Here is a 14,834-nt window from a genome sequence, read left to right on the forward strand (position 1 = left end):
TCTGGTGGAAAAGTCTGCAATTGTTGCGTCCGGGATCAAGGCATCCCGGGCAATTCAGGAGTACAATCCACACATAAACGCTGTTCCACAGGAAAGTCCATGGTAGTCATTCAAGATATTGTCTCCGCACTCTGGCAACACGATTTTGCCGCACTGGCGGATCCGCACGTTGTGAGCGTGGTGTACTTCGTCATGTTCGCCACGCTGTTTTTAGAAAATGGCCTGCTGCCAGCCTCCTTTTTACCCGGAGACAGCCTGTTATTACTGGCAGGAGCGCTGATCGCTCAGGACGTGATGAGTTTTTTACCTACCATAGCTATTCTGACGGCCGCAGCCAGTCTGGGCTGCTGGCTGAGTTATATTCAGGGACGCTGGCTGGGCAACACGCGCACGGTGAAAGGCTGGCTGGCGCAATTACCGGAAAAATACCATCAGCGCGCAACCTGCATGTTTGACCAACACGGTCTGATGGCGCTGCTGGCAGGGCGTTTTCTGGCGTTTGTTCGCACCTTGCTGCCAACGATGGCGGGCATTTCAGGGCTTCCTAACCGTCGGTTCCAGTTTTTTAACTGGCTGAGTGGCCTGCTGTGGGTCACCGTCGTCACCAGTTTCGGCTATGCGCTGAGCATGATCCCGTTCGTTAAACGCCATGAAGATCAGGTGATGACCTTTTTAATGATCCTGCCGATTGCCCTGTTAACCGCAGGTCTGTTGGGAACATTGTTCGTGGTGATTAAAAAAAAATACTGTAGCGCCTGAGTATTATCCGTAGCCGGGGTAATCCCCGGCATTTTGCCTGATGGCGCGCAGCTTTATAGCCTACGGTGTACCTGTCAGGCCTACAAGCAATCAACTCCCCTGCATCATACGAATTCTTGCCGCATCTTCCCCCGGCGTTACGCCAAAGAAACGTTTGAACTCCCGACTGAATTGCGATGCGCTCTCATAACCGACGCGCATGGCAGCCGCACTGGCCTTCATTCCATCGTGAATCATCATCATCCGCGCTTTATGCAGGCGATAACTCTTAAGATATTGCAGCGGCGACGTGCTGGTAACCGCTTTAAAATTATGATGAAACGCCGACACGCTCATGTTCGCCTCTGCCGCCAGCTGTTCTACATTGAGGTTTTCGGTGTATTTGGTTTCAATCCGCTTCAGTACCCGGCTTATCAAACTGAAATGCGTCTGGCGACTGACCAGCGCAAGCAAGGCACCGCCACGCGGCCCGGTCAACACATGGTAGAGGATCTCGCGAATAATCTGTTTCCCCAGAATACGAGCATCCAGCGGCCGCTCCATTACATCCAGCAGGCGCTCTGCGGCACAGAGAATTTCGTCAGAGAGTGTCGCAGAGTTAATCCCACTGGCAGCCATGGCGGGCTGGAACAGTTCGTCTTCCCCAATGTCCATCAGCAGCTCCTGCAATTGCAGAATATCGACATTCAGGTAAATACCGGCCAGAGGAACCTCCGGCGTCGCATAGGTTTCACATTCAAAGGGTAAAGGTACGGTTAGCAGCAGGTATTCGTTGGCATCATAACGAAATACGCGCTCATTGATGTAACCAATTTTATGTCCCGAAAAGAGAAATATGATGCCTGGCTGATACATGACCGGTGTACGCGCCGCCGGCTCCGTACCGTGTAGCAGGCGGACATCTGGCAGCAGTTCGTTAAGTTTATTTTCATTGTTTTTCAGCTGCTTAATTTTATCTGTCAGCAGAAGGCAGATCTCATCACGGTTCATGGAGCACCATTTCATCATCGGTTTTCAACCCTGACATAATGCGCAGATTTATCCGTTTTCTCCAGCAGTCTGTAGAAATGGGCAAGACATCGGCAGAAATGAGCATTGAGAGCAGCGCGGCGGGCGACCACAATGTTCATCATCCGGCAGACACTCTCCTGCCCTCTTTTATTACCCACCAAAGGGAACGAGCAATGAACAACTTTAATCTCCATACCCCAACACGTATTTTGTTTGGTAAAGGCGCGATTGCTGAGCTGCGCGATCAAATTCCTCAGGACGCTCGCGTACTGGTTACCTACGGCGGCGGCAGCGTGAAAAAAACTGGCGTCCTGGCACAGGTTCAGGACGCGCTGAAAGGCCTGGACGTGCTGGAGTTTGGCGGTATCGAGCCAAACCCGTCTTATGAAACGCTGATGAACGCGGTAAAAATCGTGCGTGATGACAAAGTGACGTTTCTGCTGGCAGTAGGTGGCGGTTCAGTGCTGGACGGCACCAAATTCATCGCGGCAGCGGCACAGTACGCTGACGGCATCGATCCATGGCGCATTCTGGAAACCCACGGCAGCGACGTAACAAGCGCCATCCCGATGGGCTCCGTATTAACCCTGCCTGCAACCGGCTCTGAATCTAACTCCGGCGCGGTAATTTCGCGTAAAACCACCGGCGATAAACTGGCCTTTATGACCCCGTTTGTGCAGCCAGTATTTGCCGTACTGGATCCGGTTTACACCTACACCCTGCCGCCGCGTCAGGTTGCAAACGGCGTTGTGGATGCTTTTGTTCATACCGTGGAACAGTATGTGACTTATCCGGTAGACGGGAAAATTCAGGATCGCTTTGCCGAAGGCATTCTGCTCACGCTGGTAGAAGAAGGTCCGAAAGCCTTGCAGGAGCCGGAAAACTACAACGTGCGTGCGAACGTCATGTGGGCGGCAACCCAGGCGCTGAACGGCCTGATTGGCGCAGGCGTACCGCAGGACTGGGCAACGCATATGTTGGGCCATGAACTGACCGCAATGCATGGTCTGGATCATGCTCAAACGCTGGCCATCGTTCTGCCAGCGCTGTGGAATGAAAAACGTGATACCAAGCGTGCCAAACTGCTGCAATACGCAGAGCGTATCTGGAATATCACCGAAGGTTCCGACGACCAGCGCATCGACGCCGCCATTGCCGCTACCCGCACTTTCTTCGAACAAATGGGCGTACCCACTCGCCTGTCTGACTACGGCCTGGACGGTAGCTCTATCCCGGCGTTACTGGAAAAACTGGAAGCACACGGTGGTACGCAACTGGGTGAACATCAGGACATTACGCTTGAAGTCAGCCGTCGGATTTACGAAGCTGCCCGCTAAGGTTTTTTAACCTCCGCCTTTCGTTTTTGGGTATTTATACCAGGCTTAAGTCACACCTAACTCACCGGGGGCTGCCCCGGTGACTGTAATCCAGGGGGGGAATTATGACCGGTCCAACCATTATCAAACTACAGGATGGTAACGTCATGCCGCAACTGGGCCTGGGGGTCTGGAAGGCAAGTAACGAAGAAGTCATCACCGCCATTCATAAAGCGCTGGAAGTGGGGTATCGCTCAATTGATACCGCTGCTGCGTACAAAAACGAAGAAGGTGTCGGCAAAGCAATACGCGATGCTGGCGTACCACGGGACGAGTTATTCATCACCACCAAGCTGTGGAATGATGACCAAAAACGCCCCCGGGAAGCCTTGCTCGAAAGCATGGAAAAACTCCAGCTTGATTACCTCGATCTATACCTGATGCACTGGCCGGTTCCGGCGATCGACCACTACGTTGAAGCGTGGGAAAACATGATCGACCTGCAAAAAGAAGGTCTGATTAAGAGCATCGGCGTGTGCAACTTTCAGATCAATCATCTCCAGCGGTTGATGGATGAAACCGGCGTACCTCCAGTGATTAACCAGATCGAACTTCATCCGCTTATGCAACAGCGCCAACTGCACGCCTGGAACGCAACGCATAAAATCCAGACCGAATCCTGGAGCCCGCTGGCGCAGGGCGGCAAAGACGTCTTTGATCAAAAGATCATCCGTGACCTCGCCGAGAAATATGGCAAATCACCGGCGCAGATTGTCATCCGCTGGCACCTGGATAGCGGGCTGGTGGTGATTCCGAAATCAGTCACCCCGGCGCGTATCGCAGAAAACTTTAACGTCTGGGACTTCCGCCTGGATAAAGACGAATTAGGCGAAATCGCGAAACTCGATCAGGGCAAACGTCTGGGGCCAGACCCGGATCAGTTCGGCGGTTAACCTCTTCCCTCCAGCCCGACACTCTCGTCGGGCCTTTACTGATTTGAAATATCAGGAAACAATTCACGCACATATATTGATGTATTTCTTGCAGTCGCTGGAGCAGCATTACGCAACATAACCTGTTAATTATTAAATAAATATATTTATTTAATGAATATATTCACCATATCCATAGGTGCGTAAGCGTGACTGAGAAAAAAAGTAGCGGAGTCAAATGGCTCCCATTAATTCTTATAATATTCATTTCTGCCGGACTGTGGCAACTTACCCCTCCCTCGGGGTTAAGTGCGCCAGCCTGGCATTCGGCAATTATCTTCGTCGCGACGATTGCCTCTATCGTGGCAAAAGTTTTACCCATCGGCGCGGTCGGCATTATTGGGATTACGGTTTTTGCACTCGCCTATGCTGCCGGGGATAAAACCGCCAGCGGCGCTATCACCACGGCACTGAGTGAGCTGAACAGTTCACTTATCTGGCTTATCGTCGTGGCTTTTATGATTGCCCGCGGATTTATCAAAACTGGCCTCGGACGACGCATTGCGCTGCAGATGATCCGTCTGCTCGGCAAGCGCACGCTGGGACTCGCCTATGGTCTGGCTTTTGCCGATCTGATCCTCTCCCCGGCAATGCCGAGTAATACAGCACGCTGCGGCGGCGTCATCTATCCGATTGCTGACTCTCTGGCACGCAGTTTCCATTCGAACCCGGAAGATGAGTCCCGCAGTAAAATCGGTACCTTTCTTATCACCTGTATTGGCAACGTCAACGACGTCACCGCCGCGCTCTTTATGACCGGCTATACCGGCAACCTGTTGGCGGTGAAACTGGCGGCCAATGCAGGCGTCACGCTGACCTGGGGCGGCTGGTTTATGGCGGCGCTGCTGCCATGCCTGGTGTCCTTACTGCTGGTTCCACTGCTGGTCTACTGGATCGTGCGCCCGGAAATTAAGCACACGCCGGATGCCCCGAATCTGGCGCACAAAGAGCTGGCGGAAATGGGCAGTATGTCTCGCGGCGAATGGCTGATGCTGGCTACCGTCGGCGTACTGCTGGTGCTATGGATTTTTGGCGATACGTTAGGCGTCGACGCCACCACTGCCTCGTTCGTGGGGCTGTCCATTTTATTGCTAAGCGGTGTTCTGAGCTGGGAAGATGTGAAGAGCGAGAAAGGTGCATGGGACACACTGATTTGGTTTGCCGCGCTGTTGATGATGGCGAACCAGCTGAAAAAACTGGGCTTCACCACCTGGTTTGGCAATCTGATCGGCGATAGCCTGAGCAGTACTATGCACGGTACCAGTTGGGTGATCGTCCTGCTGCTGCTGAACGCCGCCTACTTCTATACCCACTACTTTTTTGCCAGCGGTAATGCACAGATTGCCGCGCTGTACGCCGTTTTCCTCGGCGTCGGTCTGCATCTGAATATTCCCGCAGCCCCCACGGCATTAATGCTGGCCTTCACCAGCAGTTTGTACTGCTCGCTCACCCAGTACACCCACGCTCGCGGTCCAATCCTGTTTGGTGCCGGGTATGTTCCAACGGGCGTCTGGTGGCGCACAGGATTTATCATCAGCTTGTTTAACCAGGCGGTGTTTATCACCGTGGGTCTGATGTGGTGGAAGGTGTTGGGTCTGTACTAAACTGACTGCGTCCAGACGAATCACCTTACCTGCGGAGAAAAGGAATGACCTGTATTTTCTGTCAAATAGTTGAAGGTAAAGCCCCCTGCCATAAGGTCTGGGAAGACGAGCATCATCTGGCTTTTCTGTCGATTTTCCCGAACACCGACGGTTTTACCGTGGTGATCCCGAAAAAGCATTATCCCAGCTATGCCTTCGATATGCCGCCGCAGGCACTGGCTGATCTGATGCTGGCAACCCAAAAAGTGGCTAAGAAACTGGATAAGGCTTTCCCGGATGTCAGTCGTACAGGGATGTTCTTCGAAGGTTTCGGCGTAGACCATGTACACAGCAAATTAAGCCCCATGCATGGCACTGGCGATCTAACCCACTGGAAACCGATTGAAGCGCGGCAGAATAAATTTTTCGAGCAATATGAAGGATATCTGTCGTCACATGACCACGAACGAGCGGATGATGCAAAACTGGCCGCATTAGCGGCCAGAATTCGTGAAGCATAAATACTGCGTCTTTCTACCGGATGGCGGTACAAGGAACTTATCCGGCCTACAAAACTGTGTTGTACGTAGGCCGGATTAGCTTTCACCATCGGGCAAGACAGATTAGCGCCCTGCCACTTTCCCGCGTTTTTTGTTTGCAGCAGGCGTCTGGCGCTGATGCGCCACCGGTGTGTGCTTGGTCAACGCCGGACGGGTATGACGGTTCTGGCGACGCGCTTCGCGCATCTCTTCCAGCGTAGGTGCCGGGACCAGACATTCGCGACGACCGCCGATCAGATGCTTTTTACCCATATCTTCCAGCGCCTGGCGGATTAACGGCCAGTTAGCTGGATCGTGGTAACGCAGCAGGGCTTTATGCAAACGACGCTGCTTATCACCTTTCGGCACCACCACATCTTCACTCTTATAACCAATTTTACCCAGCGGGTTTTTCCCGGTGTAATACATGGTTGTGGAGTTCGCCAACGGCGATGGATAGAAGTTCTGCACCTGATCCAGACGGAAACGACGTTGCTTCAGCCACAACGCCAGATTCACCATATCTTCGTCACGCGTACCTGGGTGCGCGGAAATAAAGTACGGGATCAGATACTGCTCTTTACCCGCCTGTTTAGAGTAGGTATCGAACAATTCCTTAAAGCGATCGTAGCTGCCCATCCCCGGCTTCATCATCTTCGACAGCGGGCCTTCTTCGGTATGCTCTGGCGCAATCTTGAGATAACCGCCAACGTGGTGGGTCGCCAGCTCTTTGATATAGCGTGGGTCTTCAACCGCAATGTCATAGCGCACGCCCGAAGCGATGAGGATCTTTTTAATGCCTTTCAAATCACGCGCTCGACGATAAAGGTTAATCGTCGGTTCGTGGTTGGTGTCCATATGCGGACAGATATCCGGGTAGACGCATGACAGACGACGGCAGGTCTGTTCCGCGCGCGGTGACTTACAGCGCAGCATATACATGTTTGCCGTTGGGCCGCCGAGATCGGAAATCACGCCGGTAAAGCCCGGAACGGTGTCTCGAATGGCTTCGATTTCATTGATGATCGAGTCTTCAGAGCGGCTCTGGATGATACGACCTTCGTGCTCGGTGATCGAACAGAACGAACAGCCGCCAAAGCAGCCACGCATAATGTTGATCGAGAAACGGATCATCTCATAGGCCGGAATGCGGCTGTCGCCATACGCCGGATGCGGCACGCGCTTGTACGGCAGCGCAAAGACGCTATCCATCTCTTCGGTAGAGAGCGGAATGGCTGGCGGGTTGATCCAGATGTAGCGATCGCCGTGCTTTTGCATCAGCGCACGCGCACAGCCTGGGTTGGTTTCGTGGTGCAGGATACGCGACGCATGCGCATACAGCACTTTATCGCCCTTCACTTTTTCGAAGGACGGCAGCAGCACGTAGGTTTTTTCCCACGGTTTCGGGCGCGGCGGCTGTACGGTTACCGCTTTCGCTTCCTGCTTTTTCGGTGCGACCGGTTTGTTGTCAGCACACGGCAGATCTTCACCATACGGATGCGGGATCGGGTCAATCTTGCCCGGCGTGTCGAGGCGCGTGGAATCCACCCCACTCCAGCCCGGCAGCGCTTCTTTAACCATAATCGCAGTGTTACGCACGTCGCGGATCTGATCGATGGTTTCGCCCATCGCCAGACGATGCGCCACTTCCACCAGCGGACGTTCGCCGTTGCCGAACATCAGCATGTCGGCTTTGGAATCCACCAGAACAGAGCGGCGAACGGTATCAGACCAATAGTCATAGTGCGCGGTACGGCGCAGGCTGGCCTCAATACCGCCGAGAATAACCGGCACATCTTTCCATGCTTCTTTACAGCGCTGGGTATAGACCAGCGTGGCGCGGTCCGGACGTTTGCCCGCAACGTTGTCCGGTGTGTAGGCATCGTCATGGCGCAGTCGGCGATCTGCGGTGTAGCGGTTGATCATCGAGTCCATGTTGCCTGCGGTCACACCAAAGAACAGGTTCGGTTTACCCAAACGCATAAAATCGTCTTTGTTGTTCCACTCCGGCTGGGCGATAATCCCTACGCGAAAGCCTTGTGCTTCCAGCATACGTCCGCAAATTGCCATGCCAAAGCTGGGATGATCGACGTATGCATCGCCGGTAACCAGAATGATGTCGCAGCTATCCCAGCCAAGTTGGTCCATTTCGTCGCGTGACATCGGCAAAAACGGTGCCGGGCCAAAACAGGCAGCCCAGTACTGCGGCCAGGAGAAAAGGTCTCTGTCCGGCTGGATCAGGGATATTGCGCTCATAATGCTTCCAAAAATGGTAAAAAAATAATCAAAGGCCGAGGATTATACGCTGTATATCGGCAAGAAATGAAGTGGAGTCTGAACCAGACCAGTAGAAAGTTATATAAATTGTTAAATTTTACGACGATCATTTTTATCAATCATAATTAACACCATGCCAGCCAGCTGAGATAACTCTTTTTCGGCGGGGGATTTTTCATTGCGACTCAACGATTCACTGCATATTTCCCAGTTACGGGTTGTTGTTCACCTGTGCGGATTTCTGGTTCTTCTCTACAGCTTTTCTATGCTGCCACCGATGCTCATCGCTTTGTTAAATAAAGAGCGGAGCTTGTTCGCTTTTTTCAGCACATTTATGACTTTCTTCACCCTCGGCGGCGGGGCGTGGTTGGCAACCAAACATGCGGGTATTCAACTGCGCACCCGGGATGGTTTCGTCATTATCGTCCTGTTCTGGCTGTTGTTTTCGTTTATCAGCGCGATGCCGATGTGGATGGACGATGGCTTAAACCTCTCTTTTGCGGATGCCCTGTTTGAAGGAGTTTCTGGAATTACCACTACAGGCGCAACGGTGATTGATGACGTCAGCGCCTTGCCGAAGTCGTATCTGTACTATCGGGCTCAGCTCAATTTTATTGGCGGTCTGGGTGTTATTGTCCTCGCCGTAGCGGTATTGCCGCTGCTGGGTATTGGTGGCATGAAGCTGTATCAGTCTGAAATGCCAGGCCCTTTTAAAGAAGAACGCCTCACGCCAAGACTTGCTGATACTGCACGTACGCTGTGGATGACCTATGTCATTCTGGGTCTGATCTGTACTCTGGCCTACTGGGCTGCCGGGATGTCGTTTTTCGACGCCTTATGCCACGGGCTTTCGACGGTCTCTCTCGGCGGATTTTCCACTCGCAGCGAGAGCATCGGCTTTTATAACAGCCATGCCATTGAGCTTGTCGCCGGGATATTTTCACTGCTGTCTGCATTTAACTTCACCCTCTGGTACGTTGCTATCGTGAAACGTACCTTCAAACCCTTTCGTCGTAATGCCGAATTGCGTTTCTTTTTGCTTATTGCGTTGGTGGTCACTCTGATCGCCACCTGGCAAGTTTGGCGGGCAGGTATGTACGGATTAACGGACAGCCTGGTGCATGCTTTTTTTCTGGCCAGTTCGATGCTGACAGATAATGGCCTGTCGACGGCGGATTACGCGCTGTGGCCTTCGCACACGATCTTCATGCTGCTCAGCGCCAGTTTCTTCGGCGGTTGTGTGGGATCGACCTGCGGGGGGATTAAGGTGCTGCGCTTTTTGATTATGTTCAAGCAGTGCCGTCAGGAGTTACACCAGCTCGCGCATCCCCGTGCCCTGCTTAACATCAAAGTGGGCAATAGCGTGGTAAGCGACCGGGTGGTGCGTTCGGTATGGAGCTTTTTCTTTCTCTACGTTTTGTTCACCAGCTTTTTTATCTGGGCGCTCAATCTGATGGGCTACGATCTCTTCTCCTCTTTTGCCACCGTTGCCGCCTGCATCAACAATATGGGGCTAGGATTTGGCGTCACCGCCACGACATTTGGCACCTTAAATGAGGAAGCAAAGCTACTGATGTGCGCGGCTATGATCATGGGGCGTCTGGAGATCTACCCCATTCTGATCCTGTTCTCGCGCATGTTCTGGCGGGCGTAACGGGAACCCCGGCGCATTACGGCGCCGGGTTCACCAACATCTGTCCGATTGAGCCACGATCCGCCATTTCCAGCGTCTGGCTATTAAAGTAGAACGGGAAATGGGCCCAGGAAGGCTGACCGTAATAAACCAGTAATTCAACCTGGCCGTCTACCCAGACGGTATCTTTCCAGCCTCTGTCTTCCGGGAACGGCATCGCGCCATTCACATTACGGATCAGGAACGAGACGCCTTCAATATGGAAGGACTGGGGCATATCCGCCCGCACCGTCCAGCGCTCCCAGGAGCCCTGCTGAGCGGTAATATCCATACGGTTGACGTCCCACAGCTGACCGTTGATGCCAGGGTCGTCGTCCAGGCTGATATCACGGCTGCGAATCGGCGAACCGCTAAGGATTTCCGTTGGCAGCAGGCGCATTGGCAGGCTATCGGTCACCAGCGGCAGAAGCCCCGTTGGACGCAGAGTCAGCACCAGCGTGGAGATGAGAATACTGGAAGGCTCAAAGAACCCGCGGATCCTGTCGACAATACTGGCCGCCTCACCACAGGTGATAGAGACCTCATTACCATTAGTCATATCCACCAGGATCTCACGACGCTCGCCCGGAGCCAGCGAGAGCTGCTTCACCGAAACAGGCGCAGGTAAAAAACCCTGATCGCCGGAAATCACATGCAGAGCACGGCCATCACTCATTTGCAGCTGGTAACGACGCGAGTTTGAAGCGTTCAGCAAACGCAAGCGCACCCAGCCGCGGGAGACTTCGACATACGGGCTTTGCGCCCCATTGACCAGCAGCGTATCACCGACAAAGCCACCGCTGCCGGGCTCGCTGTATTCCGGCGTGCCAAAGTTGTCCAGCCGCTTGTCCTGGATAATGACCGGAAAATCATCCACGCCATAGTGGTTGGGAATAGATAGTGATTTACTCACTTCATCTTCAACCAGCCACATCCCGGCAAGACCGTTATAGACCTGCTGAGCAGTACGATTTGGCGTATTAGCGTGATACCACAACGTGGCGGCATTCTGGCGAATCGGTAGCACCGGCGCCCAGTCAGCATTCGGGGACATCATGCGCGCCGGGCCGCCCATCAGCGGGCCAGGTACCTGTAACCCGGCGACGGTCATCGAGACATTTTCAGTCAGACGGTTGCTGTAGATAAGCTTGACGTCATCCCCTTTCCAGACGCGGATTGTCGGTCCCAGATAGCGGCCGTTAATTCCCCAGACAGGTGCGCGCGTGCCTTGCGTAAAGGACCAGTGCGCACGTTGCAGCGTCATAAATAGCGGCTGCCCCCGGCGGGATTCCAGCAGCGGAGGCACGGGTAACGGTTGTTGCTGACCGGCAGCATTAGCCTTCAGCGGAACAGCACCTGCACACAGTGCGATCCCCGATGCCTGAATGAACTGACGCCGACTGAATGACATATAAACTCCATAAAAAACTGGCTATTAACACGCAGGAAGTCATTTCCTGTAAAAAACCCGAATTGCGCGGATTAAACCTTACCGGCGGCTTCCCGCTCAGCAACTTCTTTATCGAGTTCTGCGATTTTTTGTTCCATCAGCGTGCGGCAATGCGCTGCCAGTTCACGAACCTGATCTTTCCCAAAGTGGCTAATATCCACCGGCGGCAACATCTCGACAATCGCCAGACCATTATTGAGTCGATTGAGTTTTATCTTGTTCGAGGTCGTGGAAACGCACACCGGAATGACCGGGACACCAGCAGCAATCGCTGCATGGAACGCGCCGGTTTTAAACGGCAGCAGACCGCGACCACGGCTACGCGTTCCTTCCGGGAACATCCAGATAGAAATGCGGCGTTTTTTGAAATGATTCACCACGGCAGCAATGGTGCTGTGTGCTTTTGCGCGGTTGTTTCTGTCAATCAACAGGTTACCGGTTAACCAGTACAGCTGCCCGAAGAAAGGGATCCACAGCAGGCTTTTTTTACCTACTGTCACCGTCGGCGGCTGAACGATATTCGCAGCGGTAACCATGTCATAGTTGTTCTGATGGTTACAAATATAGATAGCATTACCATAGTTCTGCGCGTCTGCCGGCATGCGGCACTCGACCTTCAGGCCATAAAGGGGAGCCAGGCGGCCAAACATATGACCGAACGTTGCGACGTGTTTTGGATTTCGTGGGCTGAACAGACAGTATATGCAACCGAAAATACAGACCAGAACGCAGTAAATAACAGTAATAATTAAACGAAAAATATATAGCATAACAACCTCTAAGGCCTAAGAGCCTGGCATTTTACGTCACCTGATTCATCATGCGGTATCAGGTTAGGGCTTTGTTAAGGGCGGCTCTCTGGAAAAGCGTATTGTTAATCGCAACGCACGAATAAACAACGGTTTCACGGGAATTTTTAACGTTGACTCTCCCTGGGCTTTAACAGGGAGAGCCGGACGGTAGCGTTATTCTTCGCTGTCGCCGTGACTGGCGCGTCGAGGCGAGTCAATCTCAATGCTGTCGATACGCTGCAGACCACGCATTAGCGTGCCGCGACGACCGCGCTCACCGGTCACTTTCTGCAACTCTTCAGGACGCAGTTTGATTTTGCGCTTACCGACGTGGATGGTCAGCGTGCTCTGCGGCGGCAGCACGTAAAGTTGCGCCAGACCATCCTCGCCTTTCGCCGCTTCCGCTGAAGGGATATTAATGATCTTGTTCCCTTTGCCTTTCGACAACTGCGGTAAATCGCTCACCGGGAACATCAACATGCGACCGGCCTGGGTAATAGCCAGTAGCATGTCGGTTTCATCTTCAATCACCACCGGCTGCATCACGCGCGCATTTTCTGGCAGCGTAATCAACGCCTTACCAGCACGGTTACGTGCGACCAGGTCATTGAAGGTGCAGACAAAACCGTAGCCCGCATCGGAGGCCATCAGCAGTTTCTGATCGTCACCTTCCATCAGCATGTGCTCAACCGTCGCGCCTGGCGGCAGCGTGAGCTTCCCGGTCAGCGGTTCACCCTGACCACGCGCCGACGGCAGCGTAATCGGGTCGATGGCATAGCTGCGTCCGGTCGAGTCCACGAACACCACCGGCTGGTTGCTCTTACCCTTCACTGCCGACTTAAAGCTGTCGCCCGCTTTATAGCTTAATCCCGGTGCATCGATGTCGTGGCCTTTGGCGCTACGCACCCAGCCACTCTGGGACAACACAATGGTCACCGGCTCAGATGGCAGCATGTCGTGCTCGCTCATCGCCTTCGCTTCTTCACGTTCCTGCAACGGAGAGCGACGATCGTCGCCATAGGCGTCTGCATCGGCCTGCAGCTCTTTCTTCAGCAGGTTACTCATTTTACGTTCGGAAGCCAGAATGGCCTGCAACTGATCGCGCTCTTTCGCCAGCTCATCCTGCTCACCGCGGATTTTCATCTCTTCGAGTTTGGCAAGGTGGCGCAATTTCAGCTCAAGGATGGCTTCAGCCTGGGTTTCAGAAATGCCAAACCGCGACATCAGCTCAGGCTTAGGTTCATCTTCATGACGAATAATTTCGATTACTTCGTCAATGTTGAGGAACGCCACCAGCAAACCTTCAAGGATGTGCAGGCGCTTGAGCACTTTTTCCAGACGATAATTCAGGCGGCGACGCACGGTATCACGGCGGAACGCCAGCCATTCGGTGAGGATCTCCAACAGGTTTTTCACCGCCGGACGACCATCAAGACCGATCATGTTCAGGTTGATACGGTAGCTTTTTTCGAGATCGGTAGTGGCAAACAGGTGGTTCATCACCTGCTCCATATCCACACGATTCGAGCGCGGGACAATCACCAGACGGGTCGGGTTTTCGTGATCCGATTCGTCGCGCAGGTCGTCTACCATCGGCAGCTTTTTATTGCGCATTTGAGCAGCGATCTGCTCCAGCACTTTTGCCCCGGAAACCTGATGCGGCAGCGCGGAAATCACCACCGCGCCGTCTTCTTTCGTCCATACCGCACGCATACGTACGGAGCCGCGTCCGTTCTCGTAAATCTTACGAATTTCCGCGCGCGAAGTAATGATCTCCGCTTCGGTCGGGTAATCCGGCCCTTGCACGATATCCAGCAACTGATCCAACGTCGTTTTCGGCTGCTCAATCAGGGTAATCGCTGCTTTTGCCACTTCACGCAGGTTATGTGGCGGAATGTCCGTTGCCATACCAACGGCAATACCGGTCGTGCCGTTCAGCAGAATATTTGGCAGACGCGCAGGCAGCATCTTCGGCTCCTGCATGGTGCCGTCGAAGTTTGGCACCCAGTCCGACGTTCCCTGACCGAGTTCGCCCAGCAAGACTTCCGCATATTTAGACAGGCGTGATTCGGTATAACGCATCGCCGCGAAGGATTTCGGATCGTCCGGTGCCCCCCAGTTCCCCTGCCCGTCAACCAGCGGGTAACGGTAAGAGAACGGCTGCGCCATCAGCACCATCGCTTCATAGCAGGCGCTGTCGCCATGCGGATGGTATTTACCCAGCACGTCACCGACGGTACGGGCGGATTTTTTAAATTTGGCGCTGGCATTCAGCCCCAGTTCGGACATCGCGTACACGATGCGACGCTGAACGGGTTTCAAACCATCGCCAATAAACGGCAACGCCCTGTCCATGATGACGTACATGGAATAGTTCAGATAGGCGTTTTCCGTGAATTCATGCAGCGCCAGGCGCTCTGCCATATCGCTCATTAATCGTGGTT

At 53.5% G+C, this 14,834-nt stretch carries 11 protein-coding genes; 6 read left to right on the forward strand and 5 right to left on the reverse strand.

The window, feature by feature from the left end:
• Positions 1–99: 99 nt before the first annotated feature.
• A complete protein-coding gene (gene yghB, locus OGY72_RS14385; RefSeq protein WP_003024510.1) occupies positions 100–759 on the forward strand; it encodes a DedA family general envelope maintenance protein YghB in 660 nt (219 codons plus the stop codon).
• A gap of 90 nt (positions 760–849) precedes the next feature.
• Here the strand turns inward: yghB and OGY72_RS14390 are convergent, their stop codons facing one another.
• Positions 850–1,749 carry an AraC family transcriptional regulator gene (locus tag OGY72_RS14390; RefSeq protein ID WP_153983661.1) on the reverse strand — a complete coding sequence of 300 codons (900 nt, stop codon included), beginning with the start codon at positions 1,747–1,749 and terminating at the stop codon, positions 850–852.
• A 194-nt stretch (positions 1,750–1,943) separates the two neighbouring features.
• Between OGY72_RS14390 and yqhD the strand changes: the two genes are divergently transcribed.
• The 4 genes from yqhD to OGY72_RS14410 all read left to right on the forward strand — a co-directional run bounded on the left by yqhD (position 1,944) and on the right by OGY72_RS14410 (position 6,182).
• Positions 1,944–3,107 carry an alcohol dehydrogenase gene (gene yqhD, locus OGY72_RS14395; RefSeq protein WP_286548055.1) on the forward strand — a complete coding sequence of 388 codons (1,164 nt, stop codon included), beginning with the start codon at positions 1,944–1,946 and terminating at the stop codon, positions 3,105–3,107.
• A gap of 104 nt (positions 3,108–3,211) precedes the next feature.
• Complete coding sequence (gene dkgA, locus OGY72_RS14400; protein WP_008785816.1) at positions 3,212–4,039, forward strand: 2,5-didehydrogluconate reductase DkgA; 828 nt, start codon at positions 3,212–3,214, stop codon at positions 4,037–4,039.
• Positions 4,040–4,227: 188 nt separating this feature from the next.
• Positions 4,228–5,682 carry a DASS family sodium-coupled anion symporter gene (locus OGY72_RS14405; RefSeq protein ID WP_286548057.1) on the forward strand — a complete coding sequence of 485 codons (1,455 nt, stop codon included), beginning with the start codon at positions 4,228–4,230 and terminating at the stop codon, positions 5,680–5,682.
• Positions 5,683–5,726: 44 nt separating this feature from the next.
• Complete coding sequence (locus tag OGY72_RS14410) at positions 5,727–6,182, forward strand: HIT family protein (protein WP_008785817.1); 456 nt, start codon at positions 5,727–5,729, stop codon at positions 6,180–6,182.
• Positions 6,183–6,284: 102 nt separating this feature from the next.
• Here the strand turns inward: OGY72_RS14410 and OGY72_RS14415 are convergent, their stop codons facing one another.
• Complete coding sequence (locus tag OGY72_RS14415; protein ID WP_003024532.1) at positions 6,285–8,456, reverse strand: YgiQ family radical SAM protein; 2,172 nt, start codon at positions 8,454–8,456, stop codon at positions 6,285–6,287.
• Between the two features lie 199 nt (positions 8,457–8,655).
• On the opposite strand from OGY72_RS14415, the gene OGY72_RS14420 reads away from it, so the two are divergent.
• Entirely contained in the window at positions 8,656–10,131 is a 1,476-nt protein-coding gene (locus OGY72_RS14420) for a TrkH family potassium uptake protein (protein ID WP_286548060.1), read from the forward strand.
• A 16-nt stretch (positions 10,132–10,147) separates the two neighbouring features.
• On the opposite strand, the gene ftsP is transcribed toward OGY72_RS14420, so the two are convergent.
• From ftsP to parC, 3 genes are all read right to left on the reverse strand, one after another.
• The gene (gene ftsP / locus OGY72_RS14425; RefSeq protein ID WP_008785819.1) at positions 10,148–11,560 is read right to left on the reverse strand and encodes a cell division protein FtsP; all 1,413 of its coding nucleotides are present in this window, start codon (positions 11,558–11,560) and stop codon (positions 10,148–10,150) included.
• 71 nt (positions 11,561–11,631) lie between these two features.
• The gene (plsC, locus tag OGY72_RS14430) at positions 11,632–12,369 is read right to left on the reverse strand and encodes a 1-acylglycerol-3-phosphate O-acyltransferase (protein WP_003024540.1); all 738 of its coding nucleotides are present in this window, start codon (positions 12,367–12,369) and stop codon (positions 11,632–11,634) included.
• Positions 12,370–12,564: 195 nt separating this feature from the next.
• The gene (parC, locus tag OGY72_RS14435) at positions 12,565–14,823 is read right to left on the reverse strand and encodes a DNA topoisomerase IV subunit A (protein WP_003828391.1); all 2,259 of its coding nucleotides are present in this window, start codon (positions 14,821–14,823) and stop codon (positions 12,565–12,567) included.
• Between the last annotated feature and the right edge of the window lie 11 nt (positions 14,824–14,834).

The sequence above is a fragment of the Citrobacter sp. Cpo221 genome, assembly GCF_030332345.1.
GTDB classification, from domain to species: Bacteria; Pseudomonadota; Gammaproteobacteria; order Enterobacterales; family Enterobacteriaceae; genus Citrobacter; species Citrobacter portucalensis.